Source organism: Rhodoferax sp. OV413, assembly GCF_900104385.1.
Classification (GTDB): Bacteria; Pseudomonadota; Gammaproteobacteria; order Burkholderiales; family Burkholderiaceae_C; genus Rhodoferax_B.
The window spans coordinates 779,730-796,257 of the sequence record NZ_FNJA01000002.1 but is presented as its reverse complement, the minus strand read 5'-3'; the positions used below and the strand labels follow the sequence as shown (position 1 = coordinate 796,257).

At 65.2% G+C, this 16,528-nt stretch carries 15 protein-coding genes; 1 reads left to right on the top strand and 14 read right to left on the bottom strand.

Features of this window, described 5'->3' with window-relative positions:
* From BLT66_RS11185 to BLT66_RS11120, 14 genes are all read right to left on the bottom strand, one after another.
* Positions 1-501, bottom strand: coding sequence for a YbaK/EbsC family protein (locus tag BLT66_RS11185; protein WP_092757742.1), 501 nt, complete (start codon positions 499-501; stop codon positions 1-3).
* Positions 501-1,409, bottom strand: a complete 909-nt coding sequence (locus BLT66_RS11180) for a hydroxymethylglutaryl-CoA lyase (RefSeq protein ID WP_092757741.1) — start codon at positions 1,407-1,409, stop codon at positions 501-503. Before BLT66_RS11180 ends, BLT66_RS11185 begins: the two co-directional genes overlap by 1 nt.
* Positions 1,410-2,330 carry a 2-hydroxyacid dehydrogenase gene (locus tag BLT66_RS11175; protein WP_092757740.1) on the bottom strand — a complete coding sequence of 307 codons (921 nt, stop codon included), beginning with the start codon at positions 2,328-2,330 and terminating at the stop codon, positions 1,410-1,412.
* Between the two features lie 62 nt (positions 2,331-2,392).
* Complete coding sequence (locus BLT66_RS11170; RefSeq protein ID WP_092757739.1) at positions 2,393-4,399, bottom strand: acetyl/propionyl/methylcrotonyl-CoA carboxylase subunit alpha; 2,007 nt, start codon at positions 4,397-4,399, stop codon at positions 2,393-2,395.
* Between the two features lie 160 nt (positions 4,400-4,559).
* Positions 4,560-5,732, bottom strand: coding sequence for a dienelactone hydrolase family protein (locus BLT66_RS11165; protein ID WP_092757738.1), 1,173 nt, complete (start codon positions 5,730-5,732; stop codon positions 4,560-4,562).
* Positions 5,725-6,390, bottom strand: coding sequence for a DUF4126 domain-containing protein (locus BLT66_RS11160; protein ID WP_092757737.1), 666 nt, complete (start codon positions 6,388-6,390; stop codon positions 5,725-5,727). The genes BLT66_RS11165 and BLT66_RS11160 overlap by 8 nt, the downstream gene beginning before the upstream one ends.
* A complete protein-coding gene (locus BLT66_RS11155; protein ID WP_143029193.1) occupies positions 6,387-7,466 on the bottom strand; it encodes a hypothetical protein in 1,080 nt (359 codons plus the stop codon). Before BLT66_RS11155 ends, BLT66_RS11160 begins: the two co-directional genes overlap by 4 nt.
* The gene (locus tag BLT66_RS26780; RefSeq protein WP_176955031.1) at positions 7,466-8,335 is read right to left on the bottom strand and encodes a hypothetical protein; all 870 of its coding nucleotides are present in this window, start codon (positions 8,333-8,335) and stop codon (positions 7,466-7,468) included. The genes BLT66_RS11155 and BLT66_RS26780 overlap by 1 nt, the downstream gene beginning before the upstream one ends.
* Before the next feature lie 76 nt (positions 8,336-8,411).
* Positions 8,412-9,461 (bottom strand): hypothetical protein, encoded by a 1,050-nt coding sequence (locus BLT66_RS11145; protein ID WP_092757735.1) that lies wholly within the window; start codon positions 9,459-9,461, stop codon positions 8,412-8,414.
* Between the two features lie 149 nt (positions 9,462-9,610).
* The gene (locus BLT66_RS11140) at positions 9,611-11,233 is read right to left on the bottom strand and encodes a carboxyl transferase domain-containing protein (RefSeq protein WP_092757734.1); all 1,623 of its coding nucleotides are present in this window, start codon (positions 11,231-11,233) and stop codon (positions 9,611-9,613) included.
* A gap of 90 nt (positions 11,234-11,323) precedes the next feature.
* Complete coding sequence (locus BLT66_RS11135; RefSeq protein ID WP_092757887.1) at positions 11,324-12,517, bottom strand: FAD-dependent oxidoreductase; 1,194 nt, start codon at positions 12,515-12,517, stop codon at positions 11,324-11,326.
* A 33-nt stretch (positions 12,518-12,550) separates the two neighbouring features.
* Positions 12,551-12,715, bottom strand: a complete 165-nt coding sequence (locus tag BLT66_RS11130; RefSeq protein ID WP_092757733.1) for a rubredoxin — start codon at positions 12,713-12,715, stop codon at positions 12,551-12,553.
* 81 nt (positions 12,716-12,796) lie between these two features.
* The gene (locus BLT66_RS11125; RefSeq protein WP_092757732.1) at positions 12,797-13,291 is read right to left on the bottom strand and encodes a rubrerythrin family protein; all 495 of its coding nucleotides are present in this window, start codon (positions 13,289-13,291) and stop codon (positions 12,797-12,799) included.
* 119 nt (positions 13,292-13,410) lie between these two features.
* Complete coding sequence (locus BLT66_RS11120; protein ID WP_176955030.1) at positions 13,411-14,400, bottom strand: helix-turn-helix transcriptional regulator; 990 nt, start codon at positions 14,398-14,400, stop codon at positions 13,411-13,413.
* A gap of 109 nt (positions 14,401-14,509) precedes the next feature.
* Between BLT66_RS11120 and BLT66_RS11115 the strand changes: the two genes are divergently transcribed.
* Positions 14,510-16,522: a hypothetical protein gene (locus BLT66_RS11115; RefSeq protein ID WP_092757730.1), complete on the top strand. Its 2,013-nt coding sequence runs from the start codon at positions 14,510-14,512 to the stop codon at positions 16,520-16,522.
* Positions 16,523-16,528 lie beyond the last annotated feature (6 nt).

Sequence of the window (16,528 nt, the reverse complement as noted above, 5' to 3'; positions counted from 1 at the left end):
TCAAGCCGCAGCCAGCACCACGTCGGCCACCGGCGCGCCGGTGAGTCGCTCCAGGTCCTGCGGCGCCAGCGCGAACACCGCATGCGGGTGGCCGGCCGCGGCCCATATCTCGGCAAAGCGGAACAGCTCGCGGTCTATCAAGGTCACCGGCGGATGCGCATGCGCCACCGGCGCCACGCCGCCAATGGTGAAGCCGGTGCGAGCCTTGACGAAGGCCGCGTCCGCCCGCCCCACCGGGCCGACCAGCGCCGCCACCTTGTGCTCGTCGACGCGTCGGTCGCCCGAGGTCACGACCAACACCGCCGCGTCGTCCGACAGCCGGCGAAAGATGATGCTCTTGGCAATCTGCCCGACCACGATGCCCAGCGCATCGGCCGCCTGCTGGGCGGTGCGCGCCGCGTCTTCCAGCATGCGCGGCAGCTGCGCGTGGCCGCTGGCCTGCAAGGCAGCCACTACGCGCTGCACGCCGTCGGGCAGCGATTTCAATTCAGCTCCACACATCAGTTCAACCTCTTGGTCCAGAGCGCCGTGGCGGCGCGAGAGTTGGATTTTCTACCCAGATAGTCGCTGATGAACTGGCCCGCATCGACCAGCAGCTCCAAGTCGATGCCGGTGTCTATGCCCATGCCATGCAACAGGTAGACCACGTCTTCGGTCGCCACATTGCCGGTTGCGCCCTTGGCATACGGGCAGCCACCGAGGCCGGCCACCGAAGCGTCGAACTGCCAGACGCCGAGCTGCAGCGCGGCCAGCGTGTTCGCCAGCGCCTGGCCATAGGTGTCGTGGAAGTGGCCGGAAATTTCATCGATGCCGTAATGCTGCAAAGCCGCCTCCAGCGCGCGCTGCACCTTCAGCGGCGTGCCTACGCCTATGGTGTCGGCCACGCCCACATGCTGCACGCCGATCTCGCGCATCAGCCGCGCCACCATGGCGACGCGCTCCGGCGCAATCTCGCCCTCGTAGGGGCAGCCGACAGCGCAAGAGATGGCGCCGCGCACATAAATGTTCTGCGCGCGCGCCGCCGCTACTACCGGGCGGAAGCGTTCAATGCTCTCGGCGATGCTGCAATTGATGTTGCGCTGGCTGAAGGCCTCGCTGGCCGCGGCGAAAACCACGATCTCGTCCGGCTGCGTCTTCTGCGCCGCCTCGAAGCCCTGCTGGTTCGGCACCAGCACCGAATAGCGCACGCCAGGCTGGCGCGCAATGCCGGCCATCACCTCGGCGTTGTCGGCCATCTGGGGCACCCACTTGGGCGAGACAAAGCTGGTGACCTCGATCTCCTTCAGGCCAGCCAACTGCAGACGCTGCACCAGCTCGATCTTGACGGCGGCGGGCACCATCTGCTTTTCATTCTGCAGGCCGTCGCGCGGGCCTACATCGACGAGTTTGACCTGGGTGGGGAGTGCCATTCAATAACCTCTTTCGCGTTCCACCATGCCCGCCACCGGCTGGCCTTGCAGCAGCGCTTGCAGCTTGCCGGCGATCTGCGCCAGGCTTTCTTCGCGCAACGTGCGGGCCGAGGTATGCGGGGTGATGCTGATCTTGGGATGCGCCCAGAACGGGTGTGCGGCCGGCAACGGCTCGTTGCGGAACACGTCCAGCGTGGCGCCGGCTAGGTGGCCGCTGTCCAGCAGCGCCAGCAGATCGGCCTCGACCAGATGCGCGCCGCGCGCCACGTTGACCAGGTAGCCGCCGGGCTGCAGCCGCGACAGGCTGCGCCGGTTCAGGATGTTCTCGGTATCCACAGTCAGCGGCAGTAGGCACACCAGCCCCTTGGATGCGGCCAGAAAATCGTCCAGCTGCGCAGCCCCCGCAAAGCCGCGCACGCCGTCCAGCTGCTTGGGCTGGCGGCTCCAGACGTTGACCGGGAAGTCGAAGCCACGCAGCGCCTGCGCCACCCGCTGCCCGAGCACGCCGGCGCCCAGAATGCCGACCGGAAAATCGGCCCGTGCCCGCGTAGGCCGCTGCGCCCACCGGCCTGCGTGGGTGTCGGCCTCGTAGGCGTCCAGCGCCCGGAAATGCCGGATCAGCGCATGGCACACGTACTCGGCCATCTGCACCGCCATACCGGCGTCGTCCAGCCGCACCAGCTGGGTCTGCGGCGGAATGCGCAGCTTGAGCAAGGCGTCGACGCCCGCGCCCAGGTTGAACACGGCTTTCAGGCCCGGCTGTTCGTCGAAGAAGGCCTGCGGCGGCGCCCACACCACCGCGTAGTCGGCCGGCGGGCTGCCCGGCGCCCAGTGCGCCACCTCGGCCTGTGGCCACAGGGCGCGCAAACCGTCTGTCCAGAATTCCGCGGGGCCGTCCGCCCCGTACAACGCGATCCGCATCCGATGTCCTCTTGTTTCAGGTCTTTCTATTGTGTCCGCAGTGCGCCAGGCCGCGCTGGCGCTCAGGCATTGGCTTCCAGACGCAGCAGCTCGGCCCCTTCGGCCACCTGGTCGCCCGGGGCGAACAGCAGCTCGGCGACGATGCCGTCGCCCGGTGCGGCGATCGTGTGCTCCATCTTCATGGCCTCCATCACCGCCAGCGGCTGGCCCTGGGTGACGGTCGCCCCCACCTGCACCGCAAACGCCACCAGCCGGCCCGGCATAGGCGCGGTCAAACGCCCGGCCGTGGCGTGTACCGCAGTGGCCTGGGCAAACGGGTTAATTACTATTATTTGTGTAGCACCTTGCGCAGTGTGTATATGCGCTACCGGCCCATTTTGATAAAAATCAACGGTCTGGCGCTGGCCGGCGAACTGCAGCACCATGCCGTCGGCGCCCTCCCCGCTAGCTTCCCACTGCAGCGGGCCCGTCGTGTCGCCCACTGCCAGCTGCAGCAGGCCGTCGTGCAGGTAGCGCAGGTTGGCCTCCACCGCCTCGCCATGGAACTCGAAGGCGAACCGGCGCACCAGCTCGCCATAGGCGCGCCAGCCATCACGGCGGCTGAACGGGTCGGCGGTTTGCAGCGCCGCCTCAGCACGCAGCGTTTGCGCCACGCAGGCCGCTACCGCAAGCGGCAGGCCGACCCGCTCCTGCTGGAACAGCACGGCCGACTCGCGGCCGATCAGCGCCGTGTCCAGCTGCGCCTGGGCGAACGACGGGCTCTGCAGCACATGGCGCAGGAACTGCACATTGGTCGCCACGCCCACCGCATGCAGCTGCGACAAAGCCTGGTCCATACGCGCCAGCGCCTGGGCGCGGGTGGCGCCGTGGACGATGAGCTTGGCCAGCATCGGGTCGTAGAACGGTGAGACCACATCGCCCGCGCGCACACCCGTGTCCACCCGCACCGCGCCGCGGGTGAACGCCACATGCGCGGGCAGCGCGAACACCTGCAAGCTGCCGGTGGCCGGCAGGAACTGCTGGTCGGGCGTCTCGGCGCAGATGCGGGCCTCGATCGCGTGGCCGGTGATCTGCAGATCGCTCTGCGCCAGCGGCAAGGGCTCGCCCGCTGCGACGCGCAGCTGCCACTCCACCAGGTCCAGCCCGGTGATGGCCTCGGTCACCGGGTGCTCGACCTGAAGCCGGGTGTTCATCTCCATGAAGAAAAAGTCCATCCGGCCGGCATCGTCTTGCTCGACGATGAACTCCACCGTGCCCGCGCCCACGTAGTGCACGGCGCGCGCTGCCGCCACCGCGGCCGCACCCATCTGCTGGCGCAGAGCCTCGGTCATGCCAGGCGCGGGCGCTTCTTCCAGCACCTTCTGGTGCCGGCGCTGCACCGAGCAATCGCGCTCGAACAAATGCACCACGTTGCCGTGGCTGTCGCCAAATACCTGAACCTCGATATGCCGCGGGCGCTGCACGTACTTCTCCACCAGCACGGCGGTGTTGCCAAAACTGCTGCTGGCTTCGCGCTGGCAACTGGCCAGGGCCGCCGCAAAGTCCGGCGCGCTGTCGACCACCCGCATGCCCTTGCCGCCCCCGCCGGCGCTGGCCTTGATCAGCACCGGGTAGCCGATGGCATCGGCTTCGCGCTGCAGCAGCGCCGGGTCCTGGTCGGCGCCGTGGTAGCCGGGAACCAGGGGCACGCCGGCGCGCGCCATCAGCTGCTTGGATTCGGCCTTCAAACCCATGGCCTGGATGGCGGCGGCCGGCGGGCCGATGAAGACCAGACCGGCATCGGCACAGGCCTGGGCAAAGCCCGCGTTCTCGCTGAGAAAGCCGTATCCGGGGTGGATGGCCTGCGCCCCGGTATCCAGCGCAGCCTGGATGATGCGCTCACCAAGCAGATAGCTGTCCTTGGGCGCACTGCCACCGATATGCACTGCCTCGTCGCAGGCGCCGACGTGGGCCGCGCCGGCATCCGCATCTGAATACACCGCTACGGTTTTAATAGCTAGCCGCGCACAGGTGGCGGCCACGCGGCAGGCGATCTCACCGCGATTGGCGATCAGGATTTTGTCAAACATGGGTTTCCTTCGCGGTGAGTTCGCCTGCACACACTGCGTGTGCCAGGCAATGTAGCTTCGCTGCTGCGCGGCAGGGCCACTGGTCACCGCGGTTGGCGATCAGTATTTTTGTAAACATCCAGGTCTCCAGAATAAAACCGTGCGGGCGAACCTGCCCCACTTAGTTGGCATCAGCGGCATCCCACACCACCGCATCGTCTACGGCGTACAGCTTGCAGCTGGCGTCTTTGGTCGAGCGGTTGCAGCGATCCAGCGCCGCCTGCATGGCCCGTGCGCTGCCCGACGACCAGGCCCATGCGCTGCTGGTGGTGGAGAGGGCAAAGGCCTTGGGCGCCTCGGCAGCCAGGTACCGCTGGTAGCCCTGCTGACCAGTCTCTTTGCTGCGCGGCAAGGCTTTTTCGTCGTCGATCCGGGCAAAGCCTGTGGAACTCGGCGGCGCCGTAGCATGGCTGGTCACCGGCAGGTGGTACAGCACGGTGTGGGGCAGCCCCAGCGTATCCAAGAATGCATCGACCTCGGGCACCCAGATGGGCAAGCCGCCGCGGGCGCCAAACATGCCGTGCGCATCGCTGCCGAAGTTACCGAACGCCACCAGGCGCGCGTTGCCGCCGCCTTCCTGGTATTGCCGGTACATCTCTTTGTAATGCCAGGGCTGCCAATAGGAGTCGTTGTCGCCGTAAAACCATAGCGAGGGCAGCTTGGTATGGCTGGCGTAGCTCTTGAACGCACGGACCAGCGTGCCCTGCCAGCCGGGGCAATCATCCTGCCGCAGGCCGCCCGCAAAATTGACCAGGCCTTTGACGCCCGGGTAGTTGAGCGCACCGAACGCCAAGGTGGTCAGCCCCCCGTGCGACTGCCCGACGACCACCACGCGGCTGGTATCGGCATCGGGTACGGTCTTCAGGTAGTTGAGCACGCTCACAACGTCCTCGGCCTGCACCGCGCCATTGCTCTCCACATTGCAGCCGCCACCGATATACGAGCCGGTGGACTTGGAAAAGCCCTGCCGCATTGGCACCACCACCATGTAACCGCGCTGCAAAAATTCATGCGCTGGCAGCTCGTAGCGTTGGCGCGGCTGAAAGCGCGGATTGCCTGGCGCCTTGCCGTGGTTGATCAGCACCACCGGGAACGGCCCCGGCCCCGGTGGCCGGAAAATCGTTGTCTCCAGTTCGGTGGCGAAGACTCCGTCTTTCTTGACCATCTGCACTTCTTCGCGCAGGGCCGTATTCAGGGGCACATCGGTTTGCGCGTAGGCCCAGCCTTGCAGCCCCAGCGCGAGCAGACCACTAGCCAGCACATGCCCGCAGGCAGCGCCTATTTTTTTAACCATAAGCCGCTCCAAACCAAGCCCGCACGCGCCGAACCAGCGCCGTCAAAAACCGCCACAACACCACCAGCAGCCACGCGCTGATGGCCAGCACCACGCACAGGCTGATGCCAAAGGCGACCGGGTAGTGCGTGGCCAGCCACAGCGCGCCCAGGGTCAGGCCGTCTTCCAGCAGGCTCAGGCCAATGTTAGAAAACGGCTCCGGCGAGGTATTCGCCGCAGCCCGGGTCACCGCCTTGGTGGCGAAAGAGGTCGCCGCCAACGAACCGCCGAGCAGTGCCGCCACCGCCCCCATGGTGGCGTTGTCGGCCCCAAACACACCGGCGGCCAGCGCAGCCCCGGCAGGGATGCGGATGACCGCATGCAGCGCATCCCACAGACTGTCCAGCCCCGGAATCTTGTCGGCAAAAAACTCCACGAACAGCATGGCCCCGCTGGCCGCCAGCATCGCCGGGTGCTGCAGCACCTGCAGTCCAGGCGGCAAAGGCAGCCAACCCAACACACCCGCCATACCGGTAACGAACACCACGGCGTACAGGCGTATACCGCTAGCCCAACCAAGAGCGGCGGCCAGGGCCAGCAGGGCGGGCAGGTCGGCCAATGCAGTGACCGCGGCGCTGCCTTGTGCCAACGATGACCACCATGCACTCAAGCTGTTCATGGCTTTTGTGGTGTTCCGGCAACCAGGCCACTGTCCTGCGCCCAGACCACGGCTTTATCCACGGCATACAGCTTGCAGGGCGTTTTGCTGCTGCGGTTGCACAGCAGCAGCGCCCGTTCTACCGGAGCCGATGGCAAGGTTTCATCGGCCGGACTCGCACCGCTGGTGTAGGCATAAGAACCTGTCGGCGATATAGCAAAAGCGCGCGGTAGCGTGTGCTTCAACCACACCCGGTACCGCTCCCGCCCTTTGTCATTGATGTAGGGGATTGCATCAATATCCTGCAGACGGCCATCCGCAACCGCCACGGGTGGCTGCACTTTCACCTTTTCAGCGGCCACCGGCAGCTCGGACAATGCGGCCAGAGAATCGCGGTTCTCAAAAATCCGCCGCAGCTGCAAAGGCAGCTGCTCGGCCCAGCCGATGATGGCTTGGTCATTGGCCACGGTGTTCGTCGGGACAAAAACCCGAATCTGCCCGTAATCGCTGCCTGCATACTTGCTGTAAACCACCTCATACACAGGCCCCGGCAGTTTGACCGACGTCGCATTCATCCATTGCTGCGCCTGTGCATAAACCCCCGTAACGGCACCCTGCAGATGACTACGCCGCCGGTACACCAGCAGGCACTCGGGTTGCGAAAAACTGCCGCCAAAATCATTCTTAAACAAGGCCGTCTCGTCCTTGCACGGCTCATTCAACCAGTTGGATGCCGAAAAACTACCGGAGGGCAATGTCAAGACAATGCCGCTGCGCATTTTTCCGCCTTGCACATCCATCGCATAGGCGGTGTAAGTAGAGCCGATCTTGCGACCGCCGGATGTCACCGCGCCCTGGCTCAGCGCGATGTAGTTCCACTGGCCCACGGGCAAGCGCACGATGCGCGAGTCGACCTGGATTTGCTGGTCGGCCAATTCCATGGCCGGCACGGCCTCGGCCACATTGACGGCCAGGGCGCTCTGTGCAACGGCAGCACAGCCCGCCACCAACGCGGCAAGACGGGCCAGGTAAGGTCGGTACATAAAAGCTCTCAAAATATTCTCCAAACGGGCGTGACCGGCAGAACGTGCCGGCATCAGGGTGCGGCGGGCGCCGCATCCTTCACCCAGACCACCGACCCATTTACGGCATACAAACGGCAGGCAGTCTTGCTGATGCGGTTGCAAGCCACCACGGCCCGCTCCACGGGATCGCTGGGTAATGTCTCATCCCCCGGCTTGAGGCCAAAAGATGCCGCCAACGTACCCGTAGGCGAGATGGCAAAAGCACGCGGCGTTCCCTTGGTCAGCCAGTTGCGGTAACTCTGCCGCCCGTTGTCATTGAGAAACGGAATCGCGTCTACGTCATCAATCTTGGCGTAGCCCGTTGCGATGTAAGCGGCGCGTTGTGCGGGCTGGGGCACGGCTAGCGGCGCAGCGCGCAGCGCAGGTGGTGCAGCGGGAGTGGCCACAGGTGGCACTTGGCTATCGGCCAGCAGCGGCGCGGCATCGGACGATGTGCCCAGCACCACGTGGCCGTCCTTTTCGTCCCGCCGGTCAAAAGTGCGCGCCTGGCCGAAGACCAGGCGAACCCAGGTCGGATAGGTATAGGCTGTGCCTTTATTGTGGTCAATGATGACGCCGATACCGCCGCCAAAAAGAAGGTTGCCCGCCATCCCCGCATTGGCACGCGAGATCGCCCGCCCGGTGGCTAAGCCATGCTCTTGGGATATGCAGGCGATATCCAGATCCTTGCTGGACCGGTGCACACTGACACCCCTGCCCGACTTGCCTGTCGTGGCCGGGTAATCGTTGGTCAGCGTGCACTCGGCGCCCAGCACGGCCTGGCCCTCCTGTGTGAACGTTTCCACCCGCATCGGGTGGCTGGTTTCATGGGTAATCGATGCACACCCGACGGTTGCCAGCATGGCCGTGAACAACCAGCAAAAGTTCAAAATTCTCAGCACACTGTTCCCTTCGTATGGTGCTACTTCATGTATGCAAACCTGTGGCAGGCCGCATGCCAACTGAACGTTTGAAACCTCAGGGCGCGGCCTTGGCCGGCGGATTGGTTGGAGGCCCGGGAGCCCACACCACCCGCTCGTCCACGGCATACAGCATGCACGGGGACTGGCTGACCTTGCGGCAGCGCTCCAGTGCACGCTCGGTGGGCTCGCCGGGTTCGCGCAAATCGGGTGGATTGCGGCCCACGGTGTAGAGCACGGTTTCGTTCGAAATCACGAACGCCCGCGGCAACGGCCGGGTCAGAAATTCGCGGTACATCTCGCGGCCGCCGTCGTTGTTGACGGGGACGCGGGCCACATCGTCGAGCGCGGCAAAGCCGGTTGCTGGGTAGCTGGGCCGTACGGCGACGGGTGCCACAGGCGCGCTGGCCTCGATCGGCAGCGCCGGAATGGGTGGCAGCTTGGCCTGTTTGTCACGCTTGTCCATGAACGCGGCCAGGGTGGCGGGCAGCTTCTGGGCCCAGGCCACGATTTCCTCGTCATTGGCCACGGCCTTCATAGGCACAAACACCCGCACCCGGCCATAGTCGTTGCGCGAGTACTTGGCATACACCACCTCGTACACCGGGCCGGGCAGCTTGATGCCACGCGCCTGCACCCACTGCTGCACGTCGCTGTAGAACACGGTTTGCTGCCCGACCAGATGGCCAGGGCGGCGGTACACCTGCAGGCATTCGGGCGTCTTGCTGTCGCTGCCGAAATCGTCGCGGAACAGCTGGCTGGGCTGCGTGCAGCCGTCGGCGCGCCAGTCGGGCGCATTGCCGCTGCGCACCGGCAGTTCCAGCACGATGGCGCTTTGCATCCTGCCGTTTTGCACGTCCATGGCATAGGCCGCAAAAATCGATAGCGGCGGTGGCGTGCGCAGCACGGCGTTCCACTGCGTGCGGTTCGCATACAACCAGTTGCCATCGGGCAAGGCCAGGGTGCGCCCGCCGATGCTCAGCTGCTTGTCGAGAATCTCCAGGTCCGGCGGGGATTCCACCACGTCCAGCGCAAAGCTGGCAGGAACGGTCAGCAGCAGGCCGAACGCCAGGCCAAGATGCCGCAGGGCTTGGGACAAAGGGTGCATGGGTTTCCTTCAGATACGGTTATTGGGGAGATGGCGGGCCACCTGTGCGGGAACTATGGTGCACACGGCGCATTTGGCACAACCCGTGCCGCCGGAGTCTATGGGCACCGCCATTTGTAACCGATCCATGGCGCACCACCGGCCTGCCATCACATGCGGAAAATGCCGAACGGCGTATCCGGAATCGGCGCATTGCGGGCCGCGCTCAGGCCCAGCGCCAGCACGCGACGGGTATCGGCCGGGTCGATCACGCCATCGTCCCACAGGCGGGCGGTAGCGTAGTAAGGGTGGCCCTGGGTTTCGTACTGCTGGCGGATCGGGGCTTTGAAGGCGGCTTCGTCCTCGGCGCTCCAGGCGCCGGCCTGGGCTTCGATCGCATCGCGCTTGACGGTGGCCAGCACGCCGGCGGCCTGCTCGCCGCCCATCACGCTGATGCGCGCGTTCGGCCACATCCACAGAAAGCGCGGGCTGAAGGCCCGGCCGCACATGCCGTAGTTGCCGGCGCCAAAACTGCCGCCGATGATGACGGTGAACTTGGGGACCTGGGCGTTGGCCACGGCCATCACCATCTTGGCGCCGTGGCGGGCGATGCCCTCGTTCTCCACCTTGCGGCCAACCATGAAGCCGGTGATGTTCTGCAGGAACACCAGCGGGATCTTGCGTTGGCAGCAGAGTTCGATGAAGTGAGTGGCCTTGAGCGCCGACTCGCTGAACAGGATGCCGTTGTTGGCGATGATGCCGACGGCCATGCCTTCGATGGCGGCAAAGCCGCAGACCAGGGTGGTGCCGTAGCGCGCCTTGAACTCGTCGAACGCACTGCCGTCGACGATGCGGGCAATGATCTCGCGCACATCGAAGGGCTTGCGGCTGTCGGTAGGCACCACGCCATGCAGCTCTTCTGCTGCATATTTAGGAGCTACCGGCGCAGATTCTGCCTGCACTGGAGCTTTGTTTTTATATAAATTCTTGACCGCCGCGCGGGCCAGCGCCAGCGCATGCATGTCGTTCTGCGCCAGGTGGTCGGCCACGCCGGACAGCCGGGTGTGCACATCGCCGCCGCCCAGGTCTTCGGCGCTGACCACCTCGCCGGTGGCGGCCTTGACCAACGGCGGCCCGGCCAGGTAGATGGTGCCCTGGCCTTGCACGATGATGGATTCGTCGCTCATCGCCGGCACATAGGCACCGCCGGCGGTGCAGCTACCCATGACCACGGCGATCTGCGCAATGCCCTGCGCGCTCATGGTGGCCTGGTTGAAGAAGATGCGGCCAAAGTGGTCGCGGTCGGGGAAGACTTCGTCCTGGCTTGGCAGATGCGCGCCGCCCGAATCCACCAGGTAGATGCAGGGCAGCCGGTTCTGCTGGGCCACCTCTTGGGCGCGCAAATGCTTTTTGACGGTCAGGGGGAAATAGGTGCCGCCTTTGACGGTGGCGTCGTTGCACACCACCATGCAGTCCACGCCGCTAATACGGCCGATGCCGGTGACCAGGCCGGCGCAGGGCGCGCTGTCGGAGCCGTCGCGGTCCGGGTACAGGCCGAGGGCGGCCAGGGGCGAGAGTTCGAGGAAGGGCGTGCCCGGGTCCAGCAGCAGATTGACCCGCTCGCGCGGCAGCAACTTGTTGCGGCCGCTGTGCTTGGCCCGCGCCGCCGGGCCGCCGCCCAGGGCTGCGGCCGCCAGCTTGGCCTGCAGGTCGGCAACCAGCGTGCGCATGGCGGCCGCGTTGGCCTGGAACGCGGCCGAGCGCGGGGAAAGTTGGGACTCCAGTACCGGCATGCAGATCCTCCAAGACGCCAAAGATGATTGACGTTTACGTCAACGTCAATCATAGCCTTGGCGGCGGGGAGCAGCTAGCGCCGGTAAACCCTAGGTTGCCGCCACCGTCGCGGTAGCCGTCATCTGCTTCACCAGCGCCATGCGCTTGCTGGTGTGCGGGCCGGTCAGCACAAAGCCGTGGGCGCGCTCGGGCAGATCCGCCGAGGCAAACCACCATTCGCCCAGCGCCTGTTCGACCCACTGGCCCAGCTGGCCGGGGGCGGGCGGGTGGGCCACGATGGGCAGGGCCGGGGTTTTGATGGCCACCGGCATGGCGGCGAATTCCAGGCTGGCAGCTGTGCCGTGCAGGCTGGCGGCCAGCACCTTGGCCGCCGACATGATGGGCATCACGTAAGGCAGGGTGCGGCCGGTGGGCGCGCCCGGGCTGGCAGCGCTGGCGTACTGCGCGCTGTCGCCGAGTGCCCATACGTGGGCGGCGCTGGTTTGCAATTGGCGGTCCACCACGATGCCGCGCTCGCAGGCGATGCCCGCGGCCAGGGCCAGGCTGGTGTCGGCGCGCAAGCCGATGGCGCTGAGCAGGATGTCGGCCACCAGCGTATGGCCGTTCGACAGGGTCAGCGCCAGTGCATCGGCTTGGCGGTTCACCGCCTGCACCGTGGCGCCCAGATGCCATTGCACCGACAGGCCGGTCAGGGCCTCTTGCAGCTGGACGCTGGCGGTGGGCGGCAGCAAGGCGGCCAAGGGGCGGTCGGCCGGGTCAATCACCGTCACCGCGTAACCCGCACCCGCCAGGTCATTGGCAAATTCGCAGCCGATCAGGCCTGCGCCCATGACGGCCACGCGTACGCCCTCACCTAGCGCGGTCAGGCGCTGGTGGAACACGCCGAAGTCATCCAGCGAATTGACCGACAGCGCCTGCTCGGCCGCATCGCCAGCCAGCGGCACGCGGATCGCCTGGGCGCCGGTGGCCAGCACCAGGTCGCGGTAGGCCAGCACGCCGGCGCTGGTTTGCACGGTGCGCGCAGCGCTGTCGATGGCGGTGACGCGGGTGTGCGGCAGCAGGGTGACGTTCAGCGTCTGGGCAATCGTGGCCGCCGGGGTGGTGACCAGCTGCGCCGGGCCGCGCTTCTGCCCAAAGGCGTTGGACAGCGTGGGCTTGGCGTAGAAGTCGCCGGCGTCGGCTGTGACCAGGGTGATGGGCGTGTCGGCGTCGAGCTTGCGGAACTCGCGCACCGTCTGCCAGCCAGCCAGGCCGGCGCCAATGATGAGAAGCGGATGGGTCATCAGCAAAAAAGGAAAGTAAGAAGTACGCCGAGTTTAGATTTCTACGGCTTCGAAATCCGCCTTGGCGACGCCGCATTCCGGGCATTCCCAGCTGGCGGGCACATCGGCCCACAGGGTGCCGGGGGCGATGCCGTCTTCCGGGCGGCCAGCCGCTTCGTCGTACAAAAAGCCGCAAACGATACAGACATAAGTTTTCATGGTGGGGTTCTCAGTTTTATATATAAAAAGTGCCTCTAGCGCATATATCTCCTGCGCCAGCAGCTATGAAAAGCGTAGTAATTATGCCGTGACGGCGGAGAGCGAAGCCAGCTGGGCCTTGTAGTGGTTGGCGTGGCGCTCTTCCACCTTGGCCAGGGCGGCAAAGCGTTTCTGGGCTTTTTCCAGGGTGGCCTTGAACTGGGCGGCGTGTACCTTGGATTCTTCGATCTGCTCGTCCATCTCGGCCACGGCAGCGGCATTGCCCTCGGCTTCGGCAGTAGCGCGGAAGCCCGGGTACATCTCGGTGTATTCGTAGGTTTCACCGTCGATGGCGATCTGCAGCGCCTTGGCCGGGGTCATTGTGGCCTTGGGATACAGCAGGTCCAGGTGGCCGAAGGCGTGCATGACTTCCTGGTCGGCCGTGGCTTCAAAGGCCAGCGCCGTGGCTTCGTCGCCGGCTTCGCGCGACAGCTTGGCGAAGTAACGGTACTTGATGTGGGCCATCGATTCACCGGCGAAAGCCGATTCGAGGTTGGCAAGGGTCTTGATTTCTGGGCGTTGGCTAGCGATGGACATCGTGGGCTCCTGTAGGGTGTAGTCGTTGTGAACAGGGGCAATCTTACGTCCGATTGATCAATAATAACAATTTATAAAACCTAATCAATTAATAGAAACTATGACAAATCCAACCACCATTACTCGGCGCTGCGCAGCGCCTCGATCAGCGTGGCAATGCTGCTGACCTGCAGCTTTTCATAGATGCCCTGGATCTGGTTCCGCACCGTGGCCGGCGAACGGCCCAGGGCCTGGGCGATCTGCTTGTGGCTCTCGCCCTTGGCGATCAACCGGGCGATAGTCCATTCACGCGGGGTCAGCTGGTCGGCCGGGCAGCGCGCGCGGGCCTTCAGGAACAGCAGGCCTTGCTCCAGATAGGGCCGCACGATGATGCTCCGGCCGATAAAGCACTCGTGGCCCAGCGCCAGCTCGGCCAGCAAAGGGGCAGGCAGATGCGGCCCGCGCCAGTCGCTCCATTCGGCCTGCGCCAGCGCGTTGAACTGGGGGTCGGCGTGGTACAGCACGCCGCGCCCATCGGCGATGGCCGAGCCGTGGGGCGACAAGGCCCGGTCCGCAGCCTCCAGGTGGTCGAGGTGCATCACCCGGTTCAGCGCCAGCGCCTGCATCACGTGCGGTGCCAGCTGGCCCAGCAACAAGCGCTCGTCTTCGGTGCAATGCGCGTGCTTGTCGGCCCGGTACAGGCTGAACCAGTGCATGAAGTTGCGGCTGGGAATGCCTTCGGCGGAGACAAAGAAATTCTCGTGCCCGAAGCGCTGCAGAAAGCCGCGGAACTCGCTGTGGGCCGCGCCGGCGAAAAATCTGTCGGTATTGAAGGTATGGGTGACCCGGGACTTGCCGAACACGCTGGCCGCGGCCAGGTCCTGGTGCTTGAGGTCTTCGTAGGCGACCACCATCTCGGGCGACTTCTCGTGCAGGTGCACGGTATGGATTTCAATGCCCTCGGGCGTGGTCGTGGCCGTGCCCCACATGGACGAATCAAACGGCAGAACCTGCTTCACCAGGGACAGCGCCGCATCCTGGAAGTGCTGGATAGGCAGCTCCTGCGACAAGCGGTAGAGCCGCAGCAGCAGGCTACTGAAATCCATAGGCGGGTCACGGAAGCGATCCATACAAGAGCCTGCCAGTAGTGCAATTGCACTATTGTGGCGGGCCTTTGGGGCATCGAGACTAAGTTTCTTTACAAAAGCGCGCACAGCGCATCCACCCAAAGGAACCACGATGAAAAGCCATGTGAAATGGGCGCTGTCCGGCGCCGCGATTGCAGCACTTGCAGCCTGCGGCGGAGACGGTGGTAGCCCGGTCGCGGTCGCGCCCGCCAGCTCGACCGTCGCCTTGACGGTGATGGACGGCCTCATCCAGGGTGCGACGGTCTGCCTGGATGTCAACGGCAACAGCAGCTGCGACGCAAGCGAGCCGCAGGGCACCAGCGGTGCCGACGGGAAAGTCAGTTTTTCCGTACCCAACACGGATCTGGGCAAATACCCGGTAGTGGCCGTGGTCGGGCCTGGCGCCATCGACATGGACGACCCCAGCACACCGATTACGGCCGCCACCGCCTATACCCTGACGGCCCCGGCCGACCAAACGGCGGTGGTCAGCCCCTTGACGACGCTGGTGCAGCTGCTGGTGGCATCCCAGGGCTTGAGCACCACCGCAGCCGCCGCTGCGGTGCAGTCGCAGGCGGGTTTGAGCAACTCCCCCATGGCCAATTACGTGGCCACCCCCGACAGCCAGGCCGCCAATGCGGCGCGGGTGCTGGTAGCCGCCATCCAGAGCCAAACCAGCACCTTGGCCACACCCAGCCTGACCAAAGCAGAAATCCAAAAAGCCATTTTGGACAACGCCAGCAATTTGCTGGCAGCGGCCGTGCTGGCCGGCAGCGACGACGCGGTGGTGACGGCCTGCGCGGTCAAAACCTCGGATGCCTGCAAGACGGCCATCGCCAACGCCGTGGCCACGGTGGTGGCCGACGCAGGCTTGACGCCCACCACCGTGGCGGCAGCGGTAGAGCTGGCCAAGGCCCCGGCCGTGACGGAATCCGCCACGCCGGTCGCCAGTTTCGCACTGGACTGGGTGAACGCCGGCGACAGCAGCAACTGGTACACCCGCATCTTTACCTCGACGGCCGCAGAAAACACACCCGACGCCAATGGCTTGGTGCGCTACCGCTCCATCCGGCACGCACGGGTCGCCGGCGTGGACACCGAATGGGTACGCAGCAATGACCCGACCCGGGCTGGCGACCTGCATTGGAGCGGTAGCGCCTGGGTGGGCTGCACGATTGGCTTCCAGAACACCAGCACGGTGCGCGATGCGCAAGGGCGCTCAAGCTACAACTTCTGCGACAGCTCCGAAAAAGGCAGCTCCCAGCGGGTCACGACGAGCATAGAGGGCAAAACCATGGCCGACGTGTTCGCCCTGATCCAGGCCACACGCACCGGCGGCAGCAACTGGGGCAAAGCCCCCACCTGGTTTACCGGCACGGTCACCGCCAGTGTGGGCTCAGCCACGTTCCCTGCCGACTCGAAACTGCAGGTGCAAAATTCCGTCACCACAGAGGTGGCCATCGCGTATGACGTGCAATCCGACAATATCGTCACCGTAGCCGATGCCGACGTAGCCGCGGGCGGAGATGCCGTGGCCAACAGCGGCGTAGCCTGCAATACCGCGCAGGCCAACAATGCATCCCAGGCGGTGACTTTGGAAACCGTGATTGCCCGCAACCCAGGTACACCCTGCAGCTATGCGGCAGGCACCCTGACGGGACTGAATGGGCAGACCTTCTCCAGCCTGACGCCGAACACGGCCTGGGGCAACACCACCACCAGCATGGGCAATTTGGGCAGCGCAGCGTTGGGTACCAGCAGCACGGCCACCGGTTACTACACCGGTAACAAGCGGCTACGGGTCTCTTTTGCCGGGGGTAGCAGCAATGCGGTTACCTTCTACACCTGCCTGCAGCGCTCCATCAACGGCTCCACCCGCAACTGCACCACCGTGGGAACCGGCACGTACACCATCACCACCCTGGGCGATGCCCGTGTCATGACGTTCAGCGCCCTGCCCGCAGCATTTGCCGCCTTGACCTACGACCGCGTGTTTGTGGAACGGGCGGGCCAGGTGTACTGGGGCTACAAAGACAAGCTGTCGAGCTACAAAGTGGTCCGCCTGAACGGCACTGCCGGCAATGCGGTACTCAGCCAACTAGGCCTCCCCACGTTCACACCCTGAGAGGCC

Coding starts and splice junctions, on each gene's coding strand:
- BLT66_RS11185 (WP_092757742.1), bottom strand. CDS start 501: ATGTGTGGAGCTGAATTGAAATCGCTGCCCGACGGCGTGCAGCGCGTA.
- BLT66_RS11180 (WP_092757741.1), bottom strand. CDS start 1,409: ATGGCACTCCCCACCCAGGTCAAACTCGTCGATGTAGGCCCGCGCGAC.
- BLT66_RS11175 (WP_092757740.1), bottom strand. CDS start 2,330: ATGCGGATCGCGTTGTACGGGGCGGACGGCCCCGCGGAATTCTGGACA.
- BLT66_RS11170 (WP_092757739.1), bottom strand. CDS start 4,399: ATGTTTGACAAAATCCTGATCGCCAATCGCGGTGAGATCGCCTGCCGC.
- BLT66_RS11165 (WP_092757738.1), bottom strand. CDS start 5,732: ATGGTTAAAAAAATAGGCGCTGCCTGCGGGCATGTGCTGGCTAGTGGT.
- BLT66_RS11160 (WP_092757737.1), bottom strand. CDS start 6,390: ATGAACAGCTTGAGTGCATGGTGGTCATCGTTGGCACAAGGCAGCGCC.
- BLT66_RS11155 (WP_143029193.1), bottom strand. CDS start 7,466: ATGCCGGCACGTTCTGCCGGTCACGCCCGTTTGGAGAATATTTTGAGA.
- BLT66_RS11145 (WP_092757735.1), bottom strand. CDS start 9,461: ATGCACCCTTTGTCCCAAGCCCTGCGGCATCTTGGCCTGGCGTTCGGC.
- BLT66_RS11140 (WP_092757734.1), bottom strand. CDS start 11,233: ATGCCGGTACTGGAGTCCCAACTTTCCCCGCGCTCGGCCGCGTTCCAG.
- BLT66_RS11135 (WP_092757887.1), bottom strand. CDS start 12,517: ATGACCCATCCGCTTCTCATCATTGGCGCCGGCCTGGCTGGCTGGCAG.
- BLT66_RS11130 (WP_092757733.1), bottom strand. CDS start 12,715: ATGAAAACTTATGTCTGTATCGTTTGCGGCTTTTTGTACGACGAAGCG.
- BLT66_RS11125 (WP_092757732.1), bottom strand. CDS start 13,291: ATGTCCATCGCTAGCCAACGCCCAGAAATCAAGACCCTTGCCAACCTC.
- BLT66_RS11120 (WP_176955030.1), bottom strand. CDS start 14,400: ATGGATCGCTTCCGTGACCCGCCTATGGATTTCAGTAGCCTGCTGCTG.
- BLT66_RS11115 (WP_092757730.1), top strand. CDS start 14,510: ATGAAAAGCCATGTGAAATGGGCGCTGTCCGGCGCCGCGATTGCAGCA.